General features: G+C 59.2%; 14 protein-coding genes and 6 pseudogenes. 16 read left to right on the top strand and 4 right to left on the bottom strand.

The genetic code is table 11. The features are described 5' to 3' along the window. Window positions 1-271 precede the first annotated feature (271 nt). From AC6I8M_RS00965 to glnB, 4 genes are all read left to right on the top strand, one after another. Window positions 272-1,582 (top strand): sensor histidine kinase, encoded by a 1,311-nt coding sequence (locus AC6I8M_RS00965; RefSeq protein WP_064504728.1) that lies wholly within the window; start codon window positions 272-274, stop codon window positions 1,580-1,582. Window positions 1,583-1,585: 3 nt separating this feature from the next. Further along, on the top strand, window positions 1,586-2,257 hold the full coding sequence (gene qseG, locus AC6I8M_RS00960) for a two-component system QseEF-associated lipoprotein QseG (RefSeq protein WP_010617648.1): 672 nt from the start codon (window positions 1,586-1,588) through the stop codon (window positions 2,255-2,257). 2 nt (window positions 2,258-2,259) lie between these two features. Then, the gene (glrR, locus tag AC6I8M_RS00955; RefSeq protein WP_010617647.1) at window positions 2,260-3,591 is read left to right on the top strand and encodes a two-component system response regulator GlrR; all 1,332 of its coding nucleotides are present in this window, start codon (window positions 2,260-2,262) and stop codon (window positions 3,589-3,591) included. 77 nt (window positions 3,592-3,668) lie between these two features. Further along, the gene (gene glnB / locus AC6I8M_RS00950; protein WP_010617646.1) at window positions 3,669-4,007 is read left to right on the top strand and encodes a nitrogen regulatory protein P-II; all 339 of its coding nucleotides are present in this window, start codon (window positions 3,669-3,671) and stop codon (window positions 4,005-4,007) included. A gap of 50 nt (window positions 4,008-4,057) precedes the next feature. Here glnB and hmpA read toward each other — a convergent pair. Beyond that, window positions 4,058-5,243, bottom strand: a pseudogene (gene hmpA, locus AC6I8M_RS00945) (NO-inducible flavohemoprotein). Window positions 5,244-5,580: 337 nt separating this feature from the next. On the opposite strand from hmpA, the gene glyA reads away from it, so the two are divergent. From glyA to AC6I8M_RS00930, 3 genes are all read left to right on the top strand, one after another. Further along, window positions 5,581-6,834: a serine hydroxymethyltransferase gene (gene glyA, locus AC6I8M_RS00940; protein ID WP_010617645.1), complete on the top strand. Its 1,254-nt coding sequence runs from the start codon at window positions 5,581-5,583 to the stop codon at window positions 6,832-6,834. Between the two features lie 207 nt (window positions 6,835-7,041). Next, on the top strand, window positions 7,042-7,527 hold the full coding sequence (locus AC6I8M_RS00935) for an MFS transporter (RefSeq protein ID WP_498013627.1): 486 nt from the start codon (window positions 7,042-7,044) through the stop codon (window positions 7,525-7,527). Next, on the top strand, window positions 7,473-7,769 hold the full coding sequence (locus AC6I8M_RS00930; protein WP_498013626.1) for an MFS transporter: 297 nt from the start codon (window positions 7,473-7,475) through the stop codon (window positions 7,767-7,769). The genes AC6I8M_RS00935 and AC6I8M_RS00930 overlap by 55 nt, the downstream gene beginning before the upstream one ends. Here the strand turns inward: AC6I8M_RS00930 and csiE are convergent. Continuing rightward, window positions 7,766-9,014 (bottom strand): annotated as a pseudogene (gene csiE, locus AC6I8M_RS00925) (stationary phase inducible protein CsiE). The gene AC6I8M_RS00930 and the pseudogene csiE sit on opposite strands and share 4 nt — an antisense overlap. Window positions 9,015-9,171: 157 nt before the next feature. Between csiE and AC6I8M_RS00920 the strand changes: the two are divergent. The 3 genes and pseudogenes from AC6I8M_RS00920 to AC6I8M_RS00910 all read left to right on the top strand — a co-directional run bounded on the left by AC6I8M_RS00920 (window position 9,172) and on the right by AC6I8M_RS00910 (window position 11,981). After that, a complete protein-coding gene (locus AC6I8M_RS00920) occupies window positions 9,172-9,798 on the top strand; it encodes a DUF1007 family protein (RefSeq protein ID WP_010617643.1) in 627 nt (208 codons plus the stop codon). Continuing rightward, a pseudogene (locus tag AC6I8M_RS00915) lies at window positions 9,789-10,767 on the top strand (nickel/cobalt transporter). The gene AC6I8M_RS00920 and the pseudogene AC6I8M_RS00915 overlap by 10 nt, the downstream one beginning before the upstream one ends. A 200-nt stretch (window positions 10,768-10,967) precedes the next feature. Next, window positions 10,968-11,981 (top strand): hypothetical protein, encoded by a 1,014-nt coding sequence (locus AC6I8M_RS00910; protein ID WP_498013625.1) that lies wholly within the window; start codon window positions 10,968-10,970, stop codon window positions 11,979-11,981. Window positions 11,982-12,033: 52 nt separating this feature from the next. Here AC6I8M_RS00910 and suhB read toward each other — a convergent pair whose 3' ends face one another. Beyond that, entirely contained in the window at window positions 12,034-12,837 is an 804-nt protein-coding gene (suhB, locus tag AC6I8M_RS00905) for an inositol-1-monophosphatase (RefSeq protein WP_010617640.1), read from the bottom strand. Between the two features lie 122 nt (window positions 12,838-12,959). On the opposite strand from suhB, the pseudogene trmJ reads away from it, so the two are divergent. The 5 genes and pseudogenes from trmJ to sseB all read left to right on the top strand — a co-directional run bounded on the left by trmJ (window position 12,960) and on the right by sseB (window position 17,737). Further along, window positions 12,960-13,703, top strand: a pseudogene (trmJ, locus tag AC6I8M_RS00900) (tRNA (cytosine(32)/uridine(32)-2'-O)-methyltransferase TrmJ). A 110-nt stretch (window positions 13,704-13,813) separates the two neighbouring features. Continuing rightward, on the top strand, window positions 13,814-14,311 hold the full coding sequence (gene iscR, locus AC6I8M_RS00895; protein WP_010617639.1) for a Fe-S cluster assembly transcriptional regulator IscR: 498 nt from the start codon (window positions 13,814-13,816) through the stop codon (window positions 14,309-14,311). A gap of 89 nt (window positions 14,312-14,400) precedes the next feature. Next, complete coding sequence (locus tag AC6I8M_RS00890) at window positions 14,401-15,573, top strand: IscS subfamily cysteine desulfurase (RefSeq protein WP_010617638.1); 1,173 nt, start codon at window positions 14,401-14,403, stop codon at window positions 15,571-15,573. A 57-nt stretch (window positions 15,574-15,630) separates the two neighbouring features. After that, a pseudogene (gene pepB, locus AC6I8M_RS00885) lies at window positions 15,631-16,917 on the top strand (aminopeptidase PepB). 52 nt (window positions 16,918-16,969) lie between these two features. Beyond that, complete coding sequence (sseB, locus tag AC6I8M_RS00880) at window positions 16,970-17,737, top strand: enhanced serine sensitivity protein SseB (RefSeq protein ID WP_010617637.1); 768 nt, start codon at window positions 16,970-16,972, stop codon at window positions 17,735-17,737. Window positions 17,738-17,943: 206 nt separating this feature from the next. Here the strand turns inward: sseB and sseA are convergent, their stop codons facing one another. Next, window positions 17,944-18,783 carry a 3-mercaptopyruvate sulfurtransferase gene (sseA, locus tag AC6I8M_RS00875; protein WP_022548309.1) on the bottom strand — a complete coding sequence of 280 codons (840 nt, stop codon included), beginning with the start codon at window positions 18,781-18,783 and terminating at the stop codon, window positions 17,944-17,946. 147 nt (window positions 18,784-18,930) lie between these two features. Between sseA and AC6I8M_RS00870 the strand changes: the two are divergent. Next, window positions 18,931-23,810 (top strand): annotated as a pseudogene (locus AC6I8M_RS00870) (alpha-2-macroglobulin family protein). The last annotated feature ends 23 nt before the right edge of the window (window positions 23,811-23,833 follow it).

Below are 23,833 nucleotides of genomic sequence, written 5' to 3'. Positions count from 1 at the left end.
GTCTATGATTGCCCCGCACTGCGGTTGAGCTCATAAAATATCGAATGACGCACCAAACGGAGCCTGCCGTCCACCCAACCGATAATCGCTTGCTTTGCAACGTTATCAAGCACCGGACGCAACGTTGAGTTAGGCTCCACCTATTTTGCAGGCGATGCTGCGGCGTCGCTCTCACGGCAGGCCAAAAGGCCTGCCGTTTTCGTTTTCAGCCTTTCTAACCTTGCCGGACTTCGCTAGCATGCCTGCAACTCACCTCAAAGGAAGCGCGGTTGTGAAGAGATGGCGTCTGTTTCCCCGATCCCTGCGGCAACTGGTATTAATGGCCTTTCTGCTGGTGCCGCTGCTGGTGCTGGCATGGCAGGCATGGGAAAGCCTGTCAGCGCTGAGTAATCAGGCGGCGGACACTAACCGCAACACCTTCACCGACGTGCGTCGCAGCGAGGCGATGGCGCGCACGGCGCTGGAGCTGGAGCGTAGCTATCGCCAGTATTGCGTGCTGGGCGATGCCAGTCTGGCGCGCCTGTATAAAACGCAGTGGAGCCGCTATGGCCAGATGCTCAGCAGCCATGCCGCCAGCCTGCCCGATTTGCCAACGTTCAAAATATTGCAGAGCGCGCTGCCGCAGCTGGAAAAGCTGCAGTGTGATAACGGCAATCTGCTGGCACCGGCGGCGAGCGCGCTGGAGGCATTCTCCGCCGCCAACACCCGCATGGTGCAGGCCACGCGTGAAGTAGTGTTTTCACGCGGCCTGCAGCTGCAGCGCGAAATTGCCGATCGCGGCCAGTTTTTTGGCTGGCAGGCGTTTTTAATCAGTCTGGTGCTGGTGCTGCTGTTCACCGGCATGATGCTGGGACAGCGCATTGTCTGGCTCAGCGAGCATCTTAGCTGGCTGGAAGCACAGCGGCATAAGTTTCTGCGCCACCTGTCGCACGAGCTCAAAACGCCGCTTGCCAGCCTGCGCGAAGGCACCGAACTGCTGGCCGACCAGGTTGCCGGCCCGCTCAATGCGGAACAGCAGGAGGTTGTCGCCATTCTCGACACCAGCAGCCGTCATCTGCAGCGGCTGATTGAACAGCTGCTCGACTACAATCGCCGGCTGGCAGAGAGTCCGCTGCGGCTGGAACCGGTCGCTATCGACGCTATCATTGATAGCGTCGTCAGGGTGCACTTACTGCCCGCCAGCGCGCGCCAGATGCATACGCATATCGATCTGCAGGCCCGCTATTGTCTGGCGGAACCGACGCTGTTGCAGCGGGTGATTGATAACCTCTACTCGAACGCCGTGAACTACGGTAGCGAATCCGGTAACATCTGGCTGCAGAGCCAGCAGAAGGGCAACCAGGTGTGGATTGAGGTGGCCAACACCGGCACGCCGATTCCGGCTGAAGAGCAGACGATGATTTTTGAGCCCTTTTATCAGGGGAGCCAGCAGCGCAAAGGGCCGGTGAAAGGCAGCGGGCTGGGATTAAGCATCGCCAAAGATTGCCTGCGCAGGATGCAGGGTGATTTGCAGTTGGTCACGCGCACGGACGCGGACGTCTGTTTTCGTATCATTTTGACTACCAGCGCCGGGAATGCCTGATTAATGAAACGAACATCCAGCCGATTTCTCATCGGCGCACTGATCGCCATCGGCCTGAGCGCCTGTCAGGCGCCACCCCAGAGCAGTACGCCGCGCGGTGCGGTGAACCTGCCGGAGCCGGACGTGCGCCTGGCGGATTATCTGGCCACCGATTGCCAGAATGTCTGGCAGATTGAAGCACCTGCGGCCATAAGCAATCCACTTTACTGGCAGCGCGCTATCGACTGCGGTGAGCGGCTGTCGGCGACCGAAGCGCGAGCGGAGGCGCGGCGCTGGCCGGTACAGGGCTGGGCGCGCGCCTTTAAGCAGGGCATCCTGCTGGCGAACGGCAACGTGACGCCGGTGGCGCGCCGTCAGTACGTTAATACACTCGACAGCTACAGTGCGGATTATCCGGCGGCGGTGCGTCCGCTGCTGCAGCTGTGGCGCAGTAACCAGGCCGCGCAGCTGGAGCTGAGCGAGGCGCGCGGCCGCTACGCCGCGCTGCAGCAAAGCAATGACGCCGAACTGGATCGCCTGCGTCAGCAGCAAACGCAACTGCGGCAAACGCTGGACGATACCCAGCGTAAATTGCAGCGACTGACTGACATCGAGCGTAAGCTGTCATCGCGCAAAGCGCCAGACAGCGGCGACAGCACACACGGTGCCAGCGATGCCCAAAGCGAGGAGCAGTAACGATGAAACAGGCCGCACGCTTACTGCTGGTGGATGACGATCCGGGCTTACTCAAGCTGCTCGGTATGCGTCTCAGCAGTGAAGGCTATCAGGTCGCGACCGCGGCCAGCGGGCCGGAAGCCCTGCGTCATCTGCAGAAAGAGAAAGTCGATTTGGTGATCAGCGATCTGCGCATGGATGAAATGGATGGCCTGGCGCTGTTTGCTGAAATCCAGAAGCGCCACACCGGGCTGCCGGTCATCATCCTGACCGCGCACGGCTCGATTCCGGACGCGGTAGCTGCCACGCAGCAGGGCGTGTTCAGCTTTCTGACTAAACCGGTTGATCGCGATGCGCTATACAAAGCGATTGACGAAGCACTGGCGCAGCGCGCGCCGGTTAGCGATGACGGCTGGCGCGAAGCGATCGTCACGTGTAATCCGCTGATGCTGCGGCTGCTGGAGCAGGCGCACATGGTGGCGCAATCTGACGTCAGTATATTGATCAACGGCCAGAGTGGCACCGGCAAAGAGGTGCTGGCGCAGGCGATTCATGCTGCCAGTCCGCGCGCCGGCAAACCTTTCATTGCCATCAACTGCGGCGCGCTGCCGGAACAGCTGCTGGAGTCTGAGCTGTTTGGCCACGCCAAAGGCGCCTTCACTGGTGCCGTAAGTGCGCGCGAAGGGCTGTTTCAGGCGGCGGAAGGCGGCACGCTGTTTCTCGATGAGATTGGCGACATGCCGCAGGCGCTGCAGGTGACGCTTCTCCGCGTGCTGCAGGAGCGCAAAGTGCGCCCGCTGGGCAGCAACCGCGATCTCGACATCAACGTGCGCATCATCTCTGCCACGCATCGCGATCTGCCGAAGGCGATGGAGAAGAAAAGCTTCCGCGAAGATCTCTACTATCGTCTCAACGTCGTGAATCTCAGGATTCCGGCACTGCACGAACGCGCCGAAGACATTCCGCTGCTGGCCAACCATCTGCTGCGCCAGTCGGCCGATCGCCACAAACCGTTTGTGCGCAGCTTCTCGGTCGATGCGATGAAACGGCTGGTGAGTGCCAGCTGGCCGGGAAATGTGCGCCAGCTGGTTAACGTGATTGAGCAGTGCGTGGCGCTTACTACGTCGCCGGTGATTGGTGACGCGCTGGTAGAGCAGGCGCTGGCCGGCGAGAACACGGCGCTACCGACCTTTGTCGAAGCACGCAACCAGTTTGAGCTTAACTATCTGCGCAAACTGCTGCAGATAACCAAAGGTAATGTTACGCATGCGGCGCGTCTGGCTGGACGCAACCGTACCGAGTTTTATAAGCTGTTATCGCGCCACGAACTGAACGCCAGCGAATTTAAAGAGTAGCTTGCTGCGGCAGCGTCAGGAACACTTATACTCATAGTTACCCGTCCATCATGGAGGGAGCGAAAAAAGGATCTGTGATGAAAAAGCTCGATGCAATTATCAAACCATTCAAACTCGATGATGTGCGTGAAGCCTTGGCGGAAGTGGGCATCACCGGGATGACGGTCAGCGAAGTGAAAGGCTTCGGACGTCAGAAAGGCCACACCGAGGTGTATCGCGGTGCCGAATACATGGTCGATTTTCTGCCAAAAGTGAAAATCGAGATGGTGGTGGACGATGATATCGTCGATACCTGCGTAGAAACCATCATGAAAACCGCGCAGACCGGTAAAATCGGCGACGGCAAAATCTTTGTCTTTGACGTGGCGCGCGTCGTGCGTATTCGTACCGGCGAGGAAGACGAAGAGGCCATCTGAGCCCTTCGCTCCCACCAGACACAAAGCCTGCCGCGTGCAGGCTTTTTCATTTACAGCACTTTGTGCGGACCGAACACCTCGTAGTGAATGCAGTCGGCACTGATGCCGGCGTCGGTCAGCTGGCGCGCAACAAACTGCATGAATGCCAGCGGGCCGCAAATCCAGAACTCACCATCGGGCTGGGTCAGTGCGGTTGAGATGGTGGCTAAATCCATCAGCCCCTGCGCGTCGTAACGTCCCGCGTCGTCAGCTTGCGGCTGGCGATACCAGACGTGGCGGCTAAAGCGCGGCAGCCGCGCACCCAGCGCCGCGACCCCATCAGCAAACGCATGCTGCGCGCCGTTTTCGGCGGCGTGCAGCCAGCATACCGCGGCCGGATGCTGCTGCTCCGCCAGGCTGGCCAGCATGGCTAACAGAGGCGTTTGCCCGACGCCTGCTGAGATCAGCGTCACCGGCGTCTGCGCCGCTGCCTGCAGGAAGAAATCCCCGGCCGGCGCGGCGCACTGCACGATATCGCCGACCTTCGCATGCTGATGCAGCCAGCCGGAGACGCTGCCCTGCGCTTCGTGCTTCACCGCAATGCGATAGGCTTTGCCATCCGGCAGATGCGTCAGCGAATACTGGCGGTGCTGAATATAGTCGCTGTCCGCCGGGCGCAGACTGATGGTCAGATACTGACCGGGCAGGAAGTCCGCCACCGGCTCTCCATCATTCGGCACCAGCTCAATGCTATTTGATCACCGAGCTCTGCGCTGTAATCGCACGGATGCGGAAATCGCGCGCTCCGCGCCAGCCGCCGACCTTTTCTTCCGACGCACGGTAAATCGCTGCTTCACGCTGGATAAACACCTCAGCCAGCACGCCATAGGCTTTGCCCCACGCCGCCAGTACCTCATCGCCTAGATTAAACAGCTCTTTAATCGTCGCCAGCAGGTTTTCCCCGACAATCGCGTACTGCGCCGGCTGAATATTCAGGCTGGCATGCTTCTGCGCAATTTTCTCCACCGCCGGCAGCAGCACCGCGAGGTTTTCCAGATTGCTGCCGTACGCGCAGATCGCGTTAAACAGCGCTTCACGCTGATTGCCGCTGCGCTGGTTGTTCATGTTAAACACGTTCTTCAGCTCGGGATGCTGCGTCAGCATCCGCTGATAAAAGTGACCGGTCAGCTGCGGGCCGAGTTGAGCAATTGCGGGCAGGGTAGATTTCACGGTGGCGATGGTTTGCGCGTCGCGCATGGGCTGATCCTCAGGGTAATCTTGAACATGTTTTTTAAATGCATGTTATTCCTGTTGCCGCGCACTGTAAATCCCCCGTTTTGTCTGGGGTGACGAGTGACAATCTGCTGCCGGGCGCGCAAAGCTGAAAAATTTTCCCGCTGCTGATGAACAATTATCCGGTTTTCTTCCCCGGCTAAAAAGCGTAAAAATCCCGTGCCAGCGCCTTGCCAATCGTTTGCGTAAAAAAAGGGGATTGGCGCTACCGTCCCCTGGCAAAACCGTTTACACTGTTGGCCTTCGCCCCCTAGCCGGGGCTTAAACTGCCGTTAAAAAGTTGCTGAGTCAGGAGATGCGGATGTTAAAGCGTGATATGAACATTGCCGATTATGATGCCGAGTTGTGGCAGGCTATGGAGCAGGAGAAGGTGCGTCAGGAAGAGCACATTGAACTGATTGCTTCGGAAAACTACACCAGCCCACGCGTTATGCAGGCGCAAGGTTCACAGCTCACCAACAAATATGCCGAAGGCTATCCGGGCAAACGCTACTACGGCGGATGTGAATATGTTGATATCGTTGAGCAGCTGGCGATCGATCGCGCCAAAGCGCTGTTCGGCGCGGATTACGCTAACGTGCAGCCGCACTCCGGCTCCCAAGCTAACTTCGCGGTGTACACCGCGCTGCTGCAGCCGGGCGACACCATTCTGGGCATGAACTTGGCACACGGTGGTCACCTGACCCACGGTTCGCCGGTCAACCTGTCCGGTAAGCTGTATAACGTTATCCCTTACGGCATCGATGAAACCGGCAAAATCAATTACGAAGAGCTGGCCGAACTGGCGCAGACCCACAAGCCAAAAATGATCGTGGGCGGCTTCTCTGCTTACTCTGGCGTGTGCGACTGGGCAAAAATGCGTGAAATCGCCGACAGCATCGGCGCATGGCTGTTTGTTGATATGGCCCACGTTGCCGGTCTGATAGCTGCTGATGTGTACCCGAACCCGGTACCGCACGCGCACATCGTAACCTCGACCACGCACAAAACGCTGGCCGGTCCGCGCGGTGGCCTGATCCTGGCGAAAAACGGCGACGAAGAGCTGTACAAGAAACTTAACTCCGCGGTGTTCCCGGGTGGTCAGGGCGGCCCGCTGATGCACGTTATCGCCGGTAAAGCCGTAGCGTTCAAAGAAGCCATGGAGCCGGAGTTCAAGGCTTATCAGCAGCAGGTCGCGAAGAACGCCAAAGCGATGGTGGAAGTGCTGCTGGAGCGCGGTTACAACATCGTCTCAGGCGGTACTTACAACCACCTGTTCCTGATCGATCTGGTGAGCAAAGGCCTGACCGGTAAAGAGGCGGATGCCGCTCTGGGCCGCGCCAACATCACCGTGAACAAAAACAGCGTGCCTAACGATCCGAAGAGCCCGTTTGTGACCTCTGGTGTACGTATCGGTACTCCAGCAGTGACTCGTCGCCGCTTCAAAGAAGCGGAAGTGCGCGAACTGGCGGGCTGGATCGCTGACGTTCTCGACAACATCAACGACGAAGCTACTATCGAGCGCACCAAACAGAAAGTGCTGGATATCTGTGCCCATCTGCCGGTTTATGCCTGATAAGCGCTAAACCGCAGTGAGAAGAAGAATGGCGCAAGCCATCCTTTTTTTATTCCCTTTCGCAGTCTGCTTTGAGAAAGTAACGGCCATTCCGCGCACGGCGGAGCGTCAACAGAAGGAAACAGGACCATCGGATCGGCCAGGTGGCTGGGACTGAGCCACTTCACCTACTTTTTCTGCTATGGCATCTATCTGCCGTTCTGGAGCGTGTGGCTGAAAGGCAACGGGCTGGATGCGGAAAAAATTGGCCTGCTGCTCGGCTTGTGGCATGGTGGCGCGCTTTGCCGGCAGCCTGTTGATTGCCTCGCAGGTGAAAAATCCAGCACAGCTGATTGTTGCGCTGCGCCTGCTGGCGCTGGTGACCTGTCTGTTCGCGCTCGGTTTCTGGCTCAGCAGCCAGTGGCTGTGGTGCTGCTGGTAATGATTGGTTTTAACCTGTTCTTCTCACCGGTGGTGCCGCTGAGTGATGCGCTGGCGGCCACCTGGACACAGCAAATCGGGCTGGCCTATGGGCCGGTACGGCTGTGGGGCTCGCTGGCGTTTGTTATTAGCTCGGCGCTCACCGGTATGCTGGTCAGTGCGTGGTCATCCCAGGTGATTCTGCTGCTGCTGAGCGCTGGCGATGCTGTCCGGCGTGTGTGCGCTGGGTTCGCTGGACGCTGCTGGGCGCCAGCACTGCGCTACCGCTGTTGATTGTGGCGCAGATTCTGCACTGCGGCAGCTTTACCGTCTGCCATCTGGCGGCGATGTGCTTGATCGCCGCGCGTAAAGGCGCAGAGGTGATTCGTCTGCAGTCACTCTATTCGGCGCTGGCAATGGGCGGCGGCATCGCGGTGATGACGATGGTTTGCGGCGTACTGTTTACTCACCTGCACGGCCAGCTGTTCTGGGTGATGGCGCTGCCGGCGCTGTTCCTGCGGCCACGCGCGGCTTAAGACTCCAGCAGCTGACGAATGCGCTGCTGCTGGTGAGCGCTCAGCGGCAGCTCAGCGGCGGCGAGTAGAGCGGCAGGGCGGTGGCGTAGGGCGTAACCACCAGCGCCACATCGCGCGGTGCGCCCTCACGCTGAAAGTGCAGCATATCCTGATAGGTAATATTGATCGGCAGCAGCGTCATTTCCCGCAGCAGCTGCTCCAGCAGCTGTTCCAGCGCCGCGTCAGCGCCGGTCAGTAACAGCACCTGTTTCTCCTGTAGCGCGCTTTCCTGCATCAGCCAGCCACCAAACTCCGCCACCAGGCTCACTTCTTCCGCGCTAAACTGCGTGCCGAAATCGCTGCTGAAGAGCTGCAGCGCGCGCGCCGTGGTACGCAGCAGGCGCGGATAGAGACGCGCCACGTCCAGCGCCACGCTGTTATCAATCCCGATGGCAAAGTGGCTGCGATCCAGCGCCTGCGCTAGGTGAGTATAAAGCTGCAGCTTCAGCTGCTGCTGATTTTTGATGCGCGTCTGCGCCAGTTGCTCAAAGCGGGCGATCAGGGCTTCCACCGCGGCCATCAGCTTGTGTGCCTGACTATCCGCCAGCTGGCTGCCGTCTGGCGCGTGAATCAGGCTGAACAGCAGCGTCCAGAAATCGGTTTCGCTGACATCCGGTGCCAGATGGCAACGTTTCTGCCAGTGATGGATCACGTCATCCGCTGCGCTACGTTCAATCTTCGCCGCCAGCCAGGCGCGCTGGCGCTCGCTGAACAGCGCCGTCTGACGCTGACACAGCGCATATTTCATGAAGATTTGCAGAAACAGCCGGTCGCGTGGCGTGAAATCGCGCGCCAGCCGCAGGCTGCAGTGCTGGATCAGCGCCTGCAGATTGGTTTCATCCCACAGTGCTTTCTCAATTTTCAGCACCTTCAGCCGCTGGCGCAGTGCCGGCGCAAAATGGGTGCAGACGAAATCCTGCGACAGGCGCGGCGCAGCCAGTGCAGCAGGCACAGGCGCCGGTCCAGTTCCGTGCCATGAATGCGAAAGCTGCCATCCACCATCTGGTGTAATTCCAGCTGGTGAAAGCGCTGTATCTCATCTCCGACATCCGCGATATCCTGTCGGGCGACAACAGGGTCCACGCCATTCAACTGGCAAAGCTTTTTAAGCGTTAACGCGGGAGCAGGCAGAAACAGCAGCAACAGCAGATGGCAACGACGCTGGGCGCTGCTGAAGAGGGGAGCAGTAGAATGCGCTGAACTCATCAATCGTGTTATCCGCAAGTCATTTTCAGCTAAGAATAGCCAACTCCACGCGCTGACCCTAGCCTTTGTCATGACTTTTGTTCAGAGCTTCAGGGCGGGTCACAGTTTTTTCTGGTCCGGTATCCTTCTGACTTTAAAATTTGTTACTTTATAACATATGAAAATTGCACTCGTTAGCTTTACGCTGTTGTTCAGCGGCGCCATGTGGTCGCATCCACACAGCTTTATTGATATGCAGACCGAACTGCTCGGTAAGGACGATCATCTCAGCGCGATGAAGATGGTATGGACCATGGACGAGATCACCTCCGCCGATCTGCTGTACGATGCCGGCAACGCCAAACCCGGCGAGGTGGTATGGAAAAAGCTGGCGGCGCAGGTGATGGCCAATGTGCTGGGCCAGCACTATTTTACCGAAGTGTGGCAGGATAAAAATCGGGTGAAATTTCTCAACCTGCCGCAGGAGTATCAGCTGTCGCGCAAGGGCAACAAAGCGGTGCTGGAGTTCATTGTGCCGTTCGGTGAACCACAGTCGTTAAGCGCCAGGCAGTATCGCATCCAGACCTTCGATCCCAGTTACTTTGTTGATATGTATTATGACAATCCGCAAGCCATCACCATGGATGAGACCGTGAAAGCCCATTGCCAGTTTGACTTACACACACCCAAACCGGATGACTCGCTAAAACAGTACGCGCTGTCGCTGGATAAAGCTGACGCACCGCCCGAGGATATGGATCTCGGCCAGCAGTTTGCCCAGACGGTAACCCTGACATGTCGTTGATTTCACGGCCTGGCGCTTCCCGTCGCTGGTGGCCGCTATGGCTGCTGGCCGCGCTGCTAATGGTCGCGGGCGCGCTGCTGTGACTGCACTGGCCGCAGATTCTGCTGCAAAGCGTACTGTGGCAGAAAGTTCTGCACCGTGAGATGACGCAGCTCCTGCAGCAGGTGGCGCAGCAGCCGCAGCAGGCCGGTGTCACGCTGATGCTGTTTAGCCTTGCCTATGGCGTGCTGCATGCGCTGGGGCCGGGCCACGGCAAAGTGGTGATCAGCACCTTTCTCGCCACCCATCCGGCGCAGCTGAAAACCAGCATGAAGCTGATGCTGCTGGCAGCGCTGTTGCAGGGCGCGGTGGCGATTGGTCTGGTGACGCTGATGCTGGTGGTGCTGCAAACCTCCTCGCGCCAGCTGCACCTCACCAGTTACTGGCTGGAGAAAGGCAGCTATTTGCTGGTGATGGCGCTCGGCGTCTGGGTGGGCTGGCGCGCGCTGCAGGGGTTACGCCGCGCGTTCCGTCCGGCGACCGGGCTACAGATTCGCGCGGTACGGCCGCATCATCAGCACCATGCATGACTGCGGCTGCGGTCATGCCCACCTGCCGAGCGCGCAACAGCTGGCCGGTGCGGTGAGTGGCAAAACCCAGGCGCTGGTGGTGCTGTCGATGGGGCTGCGGCCCTGCTCCGGTGCCATCATGATGCTGTTGTTTGCCAAAGTGATTGGCGTGTATGGCTGGGGCGTGGCCTCGGCGCTGACCATGGCGCTGGGCACCGCGCTCACCGTGTCGCTGCTGGGTTTGCTGGTGCAGCGCTCGCGCGTGCTGGCGGTGCGCCTCGGCAGGGTCAGCAGCAAGGGGGCAGCGCAATGGTTGTTGCCTGCCGTGATGCTGGCTGGCAGCCTGCTGTTGCTGCTGGCCGGCTTTATTTTATGGCACAGTGCTACTCCCGGCTTCGGTGGCGGTCTGCGTCCTTTTTAATTAATACGCTTAAAAAAATAAGCGCAGCATATTCCCTGAATATGCTGCTTTTTTTTTGCCCGCGACGCAGAGTTTAATTTCTCTTGCCCGACGATCTGGCGAAAAGAGTTTTCTCTGTCTACGCTAGATAATATCAAAAAGGACAGGGTGTGCTCTTATATGCGTTACTCTTTATCGTCAATGTTTGTGAGGAAATAAATATGCCTGAAACCTGGACTAATAATGGCAGCACGGAAACGGTGGTGGAAACGCAGGGCGGTTTACCGTTGAAACGCATTTCCTGGAGTGCCGTATTTGCAGGGGTGATTGCGGCATTAATCATTCATATTTTACTGGGGCTGCTGGGAACCGCGATCGGCGCCACGACCATCGATCCCCTGCAGGAACAAAATCCGCTGGAACACCTGGGGACCGGGGCGCTGATTTGGACCGGCGCCAGCATGCTGATTGCGCTGGCGGTCGGTAGTTACGTTGCCGGACGGCTGGCTCAGCGCGAAGGTGCGCTACACGGTCTGCTGATGTTTGGTGTCAGTACCCTGATTACGCTGTGGCTGGCGATTTCACTTGCCAGCGGTATTATCGGCGGCGCCTTTAATATTTTAGGCTCCGGTTTTAATGCCCTGGGGAACGGTATTTCTGCGGTAGCGCCATCGGTGACCAATATGGCGAAAGAGAAGCTGCAGGAAAATAATATCAACCTGGATGATTTGCAAAATGAATTGCAAACCACGCTGCGCCAGACCGGCAAACCGGAACTGCAGTCGGAAAATTTACAGCAGGATGTAAATAGCGAAGCGAATAATGCGCAAAACCAGGCGAAACAGACGGCACAGAATCCACAGAATGCCGACAATGATATTGCCAATTGGATCCGTGGTGTACTGAGTCGCCATGCCGATACGCTGCAGGCTGCAGACCGCGATGCGCTGAAAAACATTATTAAAGCGCGGACCGGAAAAAGCGATCAGGAAGCGGAGCAGATCGTTAATCAGACTGAGCAGAGCTATCAACAGGCGATGCAGAAATATCAGCAGCTGAAGCAGGAAGCGGAGCAGAAAGCGCGTGAAGCAGCAGAGAAAGCAGCGGCGGCAACGGCGAAAGCCAGCTGGTTTGCCTTCTTCATGATGCTGATCGAGGCGGTGCTGGCGGCGGTCCTCGGTGGTGTCGGTCGGCGTACCCAGCCGCGCACCGTGTTAACCCACGAGCGTCGGTAGTACACGAGCGTCGGTAATAAAAAAAGCGGCTGAATCAGCCGCCTTTTTTTGGTTAGCGCTTCAGCGCTTCGCTCAGTTCCTCGCGCATGCTCGCCAGCATCGCCTTCACCACACGCGGGTTACCGGCCACCAAGTTGCCAGACAGCATATAGCCGTGGTTACCGGTGAAATCGGTCACCAAGCCGCCCGCTTCACGCACCAGCAGTTCACCGGCAGCAAAATCCCATGGCTTCAGGCCAATTTCAAAGAAACCGTCAACGCGACCTGCGGCCACATAGGCCAAATCCAGCGCAGCAGAGCCGGTACGGCGGAAATCAGCGCACTGGGTAAACAGTTTTGCCACGATGTTAATGAACGGCGTGGCATGCTGCTTCAGCTTGAACGGGAAGCCGGTAGCCAGAATGGTGCCGTCGAGGTCACGCGCCGTGCTGCCGCGCAGGCGATGGCCGTTAAGCTGAGCGCCCTGACCGCGTACAGCGGTGAACAGTTCGTTACGCATTGGATCGTAAACCACCGCCACTTCGGTGCGGCCTTTGATGCGCACGGTGATAGAAACAGCAAAGTGGGGCAGACGTTTGATGAAGTTGGTGGTGCCATCCAGTGGATCGATTACCCATTGAACATCCTGATCGTCGCCCGCTAGCTCACCGCTTTCTTCGGTGATGATGGTGTGTTGCAGGTAGGATTTGCGAATCACTTCGACAATCAGACGTTCTGCGTCGCGGTCAACATTGGTAACGAAGTCGTTGGTGCCTTTCTGGCTGGCTTCGACGGCGTCCGGGGTTTCATAATTCTTGGCAATTAAATTTCCGGCCTTGCGCGCTGCGCGCACGGCGATGTTGAGCATCGGATGCATCGGTATCTCTCACTGGATGTTAAAGAACGGGGTGAAAACGGCTCGGAGTATATCAGGGTGTTCAGCAAATGTCCTGCTTTTATGTTAGGATGCGCGCCATCATTTCCTTATCGCTATCTATTATGATGCAAAATATCCGAATCGTACTGGTAGAAACCTCGCACACCGGCAACATGGGTTCCGTTGCCCGCGCCATGAAAACCATGGGCTTAAGCAACCTGTATCTGGTCAATCCGCTGGTGAAACCGGACTCGCAGGCCATTTCACTTGCTGCCGGTGCCAGCGATGTGATCGGTGAGGCGAAGATCGTCGATACGCTGGATGAGGCCATTGCCGGCTGCAGCCTGGTGGTCGGCACCAGTGCCCGTTCGCGCTCGCTGCCGTGGCCGATGCTTGACTCGCGTGAATGCGGCATCAAAAGCGTGGAAGAGGGCCAGCAGGCGCCGGTAGCGCTGGTGTTTGGTCGCGAGCGCGTGGGCCTGACCAACGAAGAGCTGCAGAAGTGCCACTATCATGTCGCCATTCAGGCCAACCCGGAGTACAGCTCGCTCAACCTAGCGATGGCCGTGCAGATTATCGCCTATGAAGTGCGCATGGCGTGGCTGGATGCGCAGGAAAAAGCCAGTCCGCAACCGCAGTACGAAGCGTCACCGTATCCGCTGGTTGACGATCTGGAGCACTTCTATCAGCACATTGAGCAGATGATGCTGAACAGCGGCTTTATCCGCTAGGGCACACCGAGCCAGGCGATGAGCAAACTGCGTCGCCTCTATACCCGTGCGCGTCCGGAGCGCGACGAACTAAACATTCTGCGCGGCATGCTGTCGTCGTTTGAAAAACCCAAAAACGACAAGGGTAATAGTTGAGTAAAACACCAGGTTAAATAGTTGAGAGAAATACTCTGGAATGTCAGACTAGCCTCCATTCTTCAGATAACCCGCCGACTCGCTGGCGGACGCTTACGAGGTTGTATGCTATGAGACTGACATCCAAAGGACGTTATGCCGTAACCGCTATGCTGGACGTTGCCCTGCACTCGCACGAGGGCCCGGTACCGCTGGCTGATATTTCAGAGCGTCAGGGCATTTCGCTCTCCTATCTGGAGCAGTTATTCTCGCGTCTGCGTAAGCACGGGCTGGTGGCCAGCGTGCGGGGTCCCGGTGGCGGTTATCTGTTAGGCAAAGACGCTGGGGCGATTGCAGTTGGCGCGGTGATCACCGCGGTGGACGAATCCGTTGACGCCACCAAATGCCAGGGTAAAGAGGGTTGCCAGGGCGGCGAGCGCTGCCTGACCCACGTTCTGTGGCGCGACCTGAGCGAGCGCATCAGCTATTTCCTCAACAACATCACGCTGGCGGAACTTGTTAATAACCAGGAGATCCTCGACGTGGCCGTTCGCCAGAACAGCGTTGATAACCGTCGCTTCCAGCAGCATCGCGTGCAGGAAACCATCAACGTCAATCTGCGCGCCTGATCCTCTCTCGTTCAGCCTCTGCTGTTAACCCAAGAGGGGCTGAATCGTGCTATAAAGACGTATGATTTTTTATACGGAGTTTTAGCGCAATGAAATTACCGATCTACCTGGATTACGCAGCGACAACGCCTGCGGATCCGCGTGTCGCCAGCAAAATGATGCAGTTCCTCACTTTGGATGGCACCTTCGGTAACCCCGCTTCCCGTTCCCACCGTTTTGGCTGGCAGGCTGAAGAGACCGTTGACGTGGCGCGCAACCAAGTTGCCGAACTGATCAACGCCGATCCACGCGAAATCGTGTTTACCTCCGGTGCCACAGAAGCCGATAACCTAGCGCTCAAAGGCGCGGCGCAGCAGCATCAGGCGCGCGGTAAACACATCATCACCAGTCAGACCGAACACAAAGCGGTGCTCGCCAGCTGTGCCCAGCTGGCGCGCGAAGGCTTTGACGTCACCTTTCTGCAGCCCGGCGCGGACGGCATCGTCACGCCTGCCATGCTGGAAGCGGCACTGCGCGACGACACCGTGCTGGTGTCGCTGATGCACGTCAATAATGAAACCGGCGTGATTCAGGACATCGCCGCGCTGGGCGCGCTGTGTCACGCGCGCGACATCCTGTTCCATGTGGACGCCACGCAAAGCGTGGGCAAACTGCCGCTCGACGTCAGCGCGCTGCCGGTGGATTTGATGTCGTTCTCGGCGCACAAGCTGTACGGGCCGAAAGGCATCGGCGCGCTGTGGGTGAGACGTAAACCAAAACTGCAGATCGACGCACAGATGCACGGCGGCGGTCACGAGCGCGGCATGCGTTCGGGAACCTTGCCGGTGCACCAGATTGTCGGTATGGGCGAAGCCTATCGCATCGCGCGCGAAGAGATGGTGGACGAGAGCGCGCGCCTAGCTACGCTGCGCCATCGTCTGTGGCAGGGCATCAGCACGCTGCTAAGCGATGTGCAGCTCAACGGTTCACTCGAACAGGGCGCGCCGAACATCCTCAATATCAGTTTTGCCCACGTCGATGGCGAATCGCTGATCATGGCGCTGAAAGATCTGGCGCTGTCGTCGGGATCCGCCTGTACCTCTGCCAGCCTTGAAACCTCCTATGTCCTGCGCGCCATGGGCGTGGATCAGCAGCTGGCTTACAGTTCGCTGCGCTTTTCGCTGGGGCGCTTTACCACGCAGGAAGAGATCGATTATGCCATCGGAGTGGTACATAAGGCGGTAACGCGCTTACGGGCGCTGACGCCGGCCACTTCCCGCTAAATTTTCGCCCTGCGCCGGTCAGTGCGCAGGGATAACAAACGCAAACGGAGCCACGCGATGACAACACAACCAATGACGATTACGCTCAGCTCCTAGGCCGCCGACGCGCGCTGGGGCGAGAAAGCCTTGCTGAGCAGCAATGAAAGTGGCATGACCGTTCACCTGACCGGTGCCGATGCGCTGATGAGCATTCAACGTGCCGGACGCAAGCTGGACGGCCAGGGCATCCGCCACGTCGCGCTGAGCGGCGAAGGCTGGGATCTGGAGAAATACTGGGCGTTCTGGCAAGGTTTCCGCAGCCCGAAAGGCCAGCGTCAGGTCGAATGGCCGGCGCGGAGTGATGCCGATCAGGCAGAATTTGATCGGCGCCTGAAGATTGTTGATTGGGTGCGCGAACCATCAACCTGCCAGCGGAAGATCTGAGCCCGGAGCAGCTGGCGCACAGCGCAATCGATCTGATCAGTGAAGTGGGCGGTGACGCGGTGAGCTATCGCATCACCAAAGGTGAAGATCTGCGTGAGCAGGGCTATGCCGGGATTCATACCGTGGGCCGCGGCTTGACGCGTCCGCCGGTGCTGCTGGCGCTGGACTTTAACCCTGGCGGTGACGACAGCACACCGGTGTACGCCTGCCTGGTGGGCAAAGGCATCACCTTTGATACCGGCGGCTACAGCTCTGAAGCAGAGCGCGTTTATGGATTCGATGAAATCCGACATGGGCGGCGCAGCAACGGTGACCGGTGCACTGGCACTGGCGATTGCGCGCGGTCTGAATAAACGCGTGAAGCTGTTCCTGTGCTGTGCCGATAACATGGTGAGCGGCAACGCGTTCCGCCTCGGCGACATCATCCGCTATCGCAACGGGAAATCCGTTGAAGTGATGAACACCGACGCCGAAGGGCGTCTGGTACTGGCCGATGGACTGATCGACGCCAGCGAACAGCGTCCGCAGCTGCTGATTGATGCGGCCACGCTGACCGGTGCCGCGAAAACCGCGCTGGGCAACGATTACCATGCGCTGTTTACCTTTGACGACGTGCTGGCGGAGTCGCTGCTGGGCAGCGCCACCAGCGAGAACGAAGCTTTCTGGCGTCTGCCGCTGGCCGAGTTCCACCGCAACCATCTGCCGTCCAGCTTTGCCGATCTGAATAACATCGCCAGCGCAGCCCACGCGGCGGGCGCCAGCAGCGCTGCAGCGTTTCTTTCGTGGTTCGTCAGCAACTATCAGCAGGGCTGGCTGCACATTGACTGCTCCGCGACCTATCGCAAAAGCGCGGTGGATCAGTGGTCCGCCGGTGCGACAGGCCTTGGCGTGCGTACCATTGCCAATCTGTTACTGAAATAATCCCGACCACGGCAGGCTGCAACCTGCCGTCTTTTTTGGAAGCCTATCCCTTATGAGTAACCGTCTTGAAGAGGTGCTGAAGCTGGCGGCCACCGAGCCTGCGCACCGTCCGGAATTTTTTCAGCTCCTGCTGGAGGCCGATGTCTGGGTGCCAGGCGAAAGTCCCGCGGAGCAGTTTGATGCCACCTCGCCGGTAGAATTACAGCACTGGGAGAAAGAGGGCGGCGGCAGCGTGATCCCTTTCTTTACCTCAGAAGAAGCGATGAGCGAAGCCATCCAGGGTGAGCAGCCGTACCTGCGTTTACCGACGCGCACGCTGTTTGAAATGACGCTGGGCGAAACGCTGTTTCTCAATCCAAAACTGCCGGCCGGCAAAGAGTTTTCACCCGGCGAGATCGCGCATCTGCTGGGCGAAGAGGGCAGTGCGCTGAGCCAGCAAACGGTGCTGGAGGGCGGTCATGCATTGCTGCTGTCCGAAGTGGCCGAGCCGCCAGCGCAGATGATCGATTCGCTGACCCAGCTGTTTGCGAAATACAAACAGGTGCGTCGCGCCTACGTTGCCAGCATTCGTGAGCGTGCCGATGAACAGCCAAATTTGCTGATTGGGATTGAAGCCGACAGCGATATTCATGCGATTATTCAGGCGGCCGGCAGCGTGGCGACCGATACGCTGCCCGATGACGCGCCGATTGATATCTGTGAAGTGGTCAGTAACGAGCAGGGCGTCAGCCATTTCTTCACCGCGCACATTACGCCGTTTTATGAGCGCCGCTGGGGCAGTTTCCTGCGCGATTTCAAAGGCAGCCAGCGGATTATTTAGTGCCGGTGCGCATCAGTGCGCCGGTAAATCGCACCGATGTTATCCAGGTGCGCATAAATGCGTCATTAAAATTGCACCGATTTCCCCCAGGGGCGCATAAATGCGCACCCTACATGTAGGGTCGCCGTTTACGGCGACCGGATACACGCACAACATCCGACAACGCGCACCTTGCGGCGACCGGCTACGCGCACCAAACTCGCCACTTATTTCTCAATCGGTAAATCGTCGCGGCTGCCCCATTCTCCCCACGAACCGTCGTACAGCGTCACATCACGAACGCACAGCGCGGTCAGCGCCAGGATCACCATCACCGCCGTCACGCCGGAGCCGCAGCTGGCGACAATCGGCTGATCCAGCTTAATGCCTGCCTTTGCAAACAGATCGCGCAGCTCGGCGGGCGGTTTCAGCTCACCGTTGGCCACCAGATCGTTCCACGGCATATTCAGGCTATGTGGGATATGGCCGCGCAGCAGACCCGGACGCGGCTCATCCACTTCGGCATTGAAACGGTTGGCAGCGCGCGCATCGACAATCTGCGCGCCGCCCTCGTGGCTGATCCGCAGGACATCGGTCAGGCGCTTTACCTGGCTGCTGTCGTACTGCGCGTCAAACTCGCCTTCAGGCAGATTTACCGGACCGGTTGCCAGGCTGAAGCCAGCGGCTTTCCAGCCCTGCAGGCCGCCCGCCAGAACCGACACCTGTTCACAGCCAAAGGCGCGCAGCATCCACCAGGCACGCGGCGCGGAGAACAGATTGCCTTCGTCGTATACCACCAGATGTTTATCCTGGCTAATGCCCAGCTCGCGCATAGCCACGGCAAAGGTTTCTGCGCGCGGCATCATGTGCGGATACGGACTGGTGTGATCGGACAGCGCTTCGATGTTGAAAAAAGGCGCATCCGGCAGATGCCCGGCCAGATACTCCGCCGTGATATCGCGCACCGCTTCCTGACCTGGCGGCAGCATGCGGGCATCCAGCACCTGCAAACGCTCTTCGTGGTAATGTTCATTCAACCAATCAGCGGACACAAACATGACTGTCATAGCAACCTCTTCTCCATCAGCGGCAAAGGCCCAGTGTCCGGGAATGTGAAGGCTATCTCAAGGGTAACATTGCTAAAGTTGGCGGCTTGATGCTGAAATTGCTCAGCACAACACGTTTAACCTTTTGGGGCTGGTGAGGGAATTACCATGGCAAGATGTGTAAAACGACTGCTGTTCAGCGTGCTGATCGGCGGCGCATTACTGGGCGGCGCGCAGCCGTCGCTGCAGGCGGCTGATACGCCTGCGCCGCAGGCCGCGACACGCTCTCTCGCGGTGAGAGACCTTTCCGAACTGCAGCTGGACGGCGCGGCGGCGCTGGTGCTGACCTTTAACCGCGCGCTCGACGGTCAGCAGGATTTCAACCACTGGATCAGCCTCACCGACGACAGCAGCGGCAAGGTCGACGGGGGCTGGGAGCTGGCGCAGAACGGCAAAGTGCTGCGCTTCCGCCATCCGCAGCCGGCGCGCAAGCTCACCGTCACCGTCAATGCCGGCCTGAAGGCCGCGGATGGCAGTGCCTTAGCCAGCCCATTCAGCCAGACGCTCACCACGCGCGACATCCAGCCGATGGTCGGTTTCGCCAGTCGTGGCTCGCTGCTGCCGCTGCGCCTGGCGCAGGGACTGCCGGTGCTGGCGCTCAACGTTAACCAGATCGATGTTGATTTCTTCCGGGTGAAAAATGCCACGCTGGCGGATTTTCTCGCCCAGTGGAATTACGGCAACAATTTGTCGTACTGGGAATCGCGCGATCTGCTGAAAAACGCCGATCTGGTCTACAGTGGCCGGTTCGATCTCAACCCGGCACGCAATACGCGGGAAAAAATGCAGCTGCCACTCGGCGACGTCGCGGCGCTGAAACAGCCGGGTGTCTATCTGGCGGTGATGAAACAGGCCGGCACCTACAACTACACGCAACCGGCGACACTGTTCACGTTAAGTGACATTGGTTTGTCGCTGCATCGCTTCCCGGACCAGCTCGAACTCTTTAGCCAAAGTCTTGCCAGCGGTGCGCCGTTAAAAGATGTCACCATTCAGCTACTGGATGAAAAAGGCCAACAGCTGGCGAGCGGCAGCAGCGACAGCGATGGTCATCTGCGTTTACCGGCTAACGCCAAAGGCAAGCTGCTGCTGGCGACCAGTAAAGGCCAGACTTCGCTCATCGACCTTAATCGCCCGGCGCTGGATCTGGCCGAATTCCCGATTGATGGCCCGCAAGGCTACGACAAACAGTTCTTCATTTTTGGCCCGCGCGATCTCTATCGCCCCGGCGAAACGGTCATCGTTAATGCTCTGCTGCGCGATGCCGATGGCAAACCACTGCCGCCGCAGCCGGTGAAAGCTGAAGTGGTGCAGCCGAATGGTGAAGTGGCACAAACCTTCGTCTGGCAGCCAGAGAACGCCGTTTATCAACAACGTTTTGCCTTACCAACCTCGGCGATGACCGGTAAATGGACGCTGCGTATTAACAGCGGCGACAACCAGCCGCGCAGTTGGCCGTTCAATGTAGAAGATTTCCTGCCAGAACGGATGGCGCTGTCGCTTAAAAGCAACACTCAGCCACTGTCGCCAGATGCCGACGTCACCTTTAATGTCGAAGGTCGCTATTTGTATGGCGCGCCAGCGGCAGGCAACGAATTGCAAGGCCAGCTGTTCCTGCGTCCGGCGCGTGAAGCGGTCGCTGCGTTGCTAGGTTATCAGTTTGGCGACATCACTGAGGAACTGAAACGTAGCCTTGATGATGTGGATGAAAAGCTGGACGACAGCGGCAGGCTGCAGCTCAAGGTCGAAAGCTGCTGGGCGGAGAGCCTCTCTCCGCTCAACCTGATTTTGCAGGCCAGCCTGCTGGAGACCGGCGGTCGTCCGGTAACGCGGCGCGCCACGCAAGCGATCTGGCCTGCGGCCGCGCTGCCGGGCATTCGTCCGTTGTTCAACAGCGAGTCGGTGTACGACTATCGCACCGATCGTTATAACGATGAGCCAACCGTGCCGGAAAACAGCCTCGCCGAATTTGACGTGGTGTACGCCAATGCGCAGGGCGAAAAGCTGGCGGCGCAGGATCTGGATGTGCGTTTGATCCACGAACGTCGCGACTACTTCTGGAGCTTCTCTGACAGCGAAGGCTGGCAGTCGCGCTTTGACCAGAAAGATCTGCAGGAAGAGCAGCAGCGCATCAGCATTGCGGCGGGCGGCAGCCAGAAAGTCAGCTTCCCAGTGGAGTGGGGCACCTATCGTCTTGAAGTGCATGCTGGTGACAACATCGTCAGCAGCGTGCGTTTCCAGGCAGGTTATTGGTGGCAGGACAACACCAACGGCACCGGCGCGCTGCGTCCGGATCAGGTCAAACTGAAGATCGACAAAGCCGCCTATCAACCCGGCGATACCGCGCGTGTCACGATGGAATCCCCTGCGGCCGGCAAAGGCACCTGATAGTGGAGTCGAGCAGCGGCACCTTGTGGTGACAACCGCTGGATGTGCCGGCGGGCGGCGCAACCATTAATGTGCCAGTCAGTGCGGAGTGGAAACGCCACGATCTGTATCTCAGCGCGATTGTGGTGCGCGACGGCGACAAAGCGAACGGCACTACGCCAAAACGCGCGGTCGGGCTGCTGCATCTGCCGATGGCAACCGCCGCGCGCCGCCTCACGCTGGCGCTTGAGGCACTGGACAGGATTCGGCCGGAACAAACCGTGAAAGTAAAGGTTAAAGCCCGCCGCGAGGGCGGCGAACTGCCTAAACAGGTGCAGGTGTTGCTGTCGGCGGTGGACAGCGGCGTGCTGAGCATTACCGACTATGCCACCCCCGATCCGTGGAACGGCTTCTTTGGCCGCAAGCGCTACAACGCCGATCAGTATGACGTGTTCGGACAGCTGATCGAGGGCGGTGGCAAACTGGCGGCGCTGCGTTTTGGCGGTGACGAGGATGATGCCGATGCGCTGTCGCGCGGCGGTAAAAAGCCGGTCACCGAGGCGCAGATTGTGGCGCAGCAGCTGCAACCGGTGACGCTGGACGCCAGCGGCGAAGGCACGCTGGAACTGCCGGTACCGGCCTTCAACGACGAGCTGCGGCTGATGGCACAGGTGTGGAGCGAAGACAGTTTCGGCGCGGCCGATCGTAAACTGGTGGTCGCCGCACCGCTGGTAAGCGAACTGGCGACGCCGCGCTTTCTTGCCAGCGGCGATCAATCAACATTGGCGCTGGATTTGACCAACCTCACCGATTAACCTCAAACGTTGAACGTCGCGGTTAACGCCAGCGGCTTGATTGCACTCAACGGCCAAATCCCGGCCAAGGTGCAGCTGGCGAAAGGGGCGCGTACCACACTGGCGATTCCGCTTAAAGCGCAGGACGGTTTTGGTGAGGGCGACGTGCAGGTGACCGTTTCGGGGCTGAGCCTGCCGAACGAGACGCTGGCACCGAGCGTGCACCGCTGGAAGATTGGCGTGCGTCCAGCTTATCCGGCGCAAACCCTGAGTTTCGATAATGTGATGCACAGCGGGCAGCGCTGGCAGGTGATGGCGAGCGCTTTCAACGGCCTGCAGGCCAGCAACGCTGAGCGGCCAGCTGTCGCTGAGTCCTCAGCCACCGCTGAATATCGCCAGCTACATCAGCCAGCTTTACGCTTATCCCTATGGCTGTCTGGAGCAGACCGCCAGCGGCATCTGGCCTTCACTCTTCACCAATCACGCACAGCTCAGCGCGATGGGCATCAAAACCAGCAGCGATGAGGCGCGCCGCGCGGCAATTGACACCGGCATTGCCCGCTTGGCCGGCATGCAGCGCGGTAACGGCAGCTTTGGCCTGTGGAGCAAAGAGAGCAGCGAGGAGTTCTGGCTCACCGCTTACGTCACTGACTTCCTGCTGCGCGCCAGCGAAGCGGGCTACAGCGTGCCGGAGGGCGTGATTAATCGCGCCGACCAGCGCCTGCTGCATTATTTGCAGGATCCGGCACAAATCGAAACCAGCTGGAGCAGCGATGCCGATGCGCTGCGTTTTAGCGTGCAGGCCTACGCAGGGCTGGTGCTGGCGCGTCAGCAGCAGGCACCGCTTGGCGCGCTGCGGGCGCTGTATGACAAACGTGCTCAGGCGAAGTCCGGACTGGCGCTGGTGCAGCTTGGCGTGGCGCTGCAGCAGATGGGCGATACGCAGCGCGCGCAGCTGGCGCTGATGCAGGGCATCGAGCTGCAACGGCAGCCTGACATGTGGCTGGGCGATTACGGCAGCCCGCTGCGTGACCGCGCGCTGACGCTGGCGCTGCTGACGGAAAATCAGCTGCTGACGGAGCAGCAGGGGCCATTGCTGATTGAACTGGCGCAAACGCTGCACGGGCAGCGCTGGTTCTCCACCCAGGAGAACAATGCGCTGTTCCTCGCCGCGCGGACGCTGCAGCAGCATCAGGGTGAGGCCTGGCTGGCCACACTGCAGGACCAGCCGCTGCGCAGCGATCGGCCGCTGAGTCTCGGGCTTAGCGCCCAGCAATTGCTGCATGGCCTGACGGTGACCAGCGACACACCGTCGCCGCTGTACGGCACGCTCAATGTGGTCGGCTATTCGCGCAGCGCGCCGTCACCGGTCTGCAACGTGCTCAGCATCAGTCGCGAATACTTCACGCTGGACGGCAAACCGGCCGTCTCAATAACCTCAGGAGCGGCGAGCTGCTGGTGGTGCGGATCAGGGTGGGTGCCAGCCAGCGCGTCAGCGATGCGCTGGTGGTGGATCTGCTGCCGGCCGGGCTGGAGCTGGAAAATCAAAACCTGAGCGACAGCAGCGCCAGCCTGGGCGACAGTGCCGATGCGCTGAAAGAGAGCATGATGCACATGCAGCAGGCCAACATCAAACATCTTGAGTTCCGCGACGATCGCTTTGTCGCCGCGCTGGCGCTGGATGGCTACACGCCTGGCACGCTGCTGTATCTGGCGCGCGCGGTGACGCCGGGCAGCTATCGTCTGCCGCCATCGCAGGTGGAGTCGATGTATGTGCCCGCGTGGCGCGCCATCGGCACCACGCCGAAAAAACTTCATGTGCGTTAAGCGCCCGTGACGCTGCGCCACCG

It is taken from the genome of Type-A symbiont of Plautia stali, from assembly GCF_059731155.1.
The sequence above is the reverse complement of the archived record's forward strand: the minus strand, read 5'-3'. Positions and strand labels throughout refer to the sequence as shown.

Bases quoted from the DNA above. Each gene is read 5' to 3' on its own strand.
- AC6I8M_RS00890 (WP_010617638.1), top strand. From the start codon at position 14,401: ATGAAATTACCGATCTACCTGGATTACGCAGCGACAACGCCTGCGGAT.
- iscR (WP_010617639.1), top strand. From the start codon at position 13,814: ATGAGACTGACATCCAAAGGACGTTATGCCGTAACCGCTATGCTGGAC.
- AC6I8M_RS00920 (WP_010617643.1), top strand. From the start codon at position 9,172: ATGAAAATTGCACTCGTTAGCTTTACGCTGTTGTTCAGCGGCGCCATG.
- glnB (WP_010617646.1), top strand. From the start codon at position 3,669: ATGAAAAAGCTCGATGCAATTATCAAACCATTCAAACTCGATGATGTG.
- AC6I8M_RS00910 (WP_498013625.1), top strand. From the start codon at position 10,968: ATGCCTGAAACCTGGACTAATAATGGCAGCACGGAAACGGTGGTGGAA.
- glyA (WP_010617645.1), top strand. From the start codon at position 5,581: ATGTTAAAGCGTGATATGAACATTGCCGATTATGATGCCGAGTTGTGG.
- qseG (WP_010617648.1), top strand. From the start codon at position 1,586: ATGAAACGAACATCCAGCCGATTTCTCATCGGCGCACTGATCGCCATC.
- glrR (WP_010617647.1), top strand. From the start codon at position 2,260: ATGAAACAGGCCGCACGCTTACTGCTGGTGGATGACGATCCGGGCTTA.
- sseA (WP_022548309.1), bottom strand. From the start codon at position 18,783: ATGACAGTCATGTTTGTGTCCGCTGATTGGTTGAATGAACATTACCAC.
- suhB (WP_010617640.1), bottom strand. From the start codon at position 12,837: ATGCATCCGATGCTCAACATCGCCGTGCGCGCAGCGCGCAAGGCCGGA.
- sseB (WP_010617637.1), top strand. From the start codon at position 16,970: ATGAGTAACCGTCTTGAAGAGGTGCTGAAGCTGGCGGCCACCGAGCCT.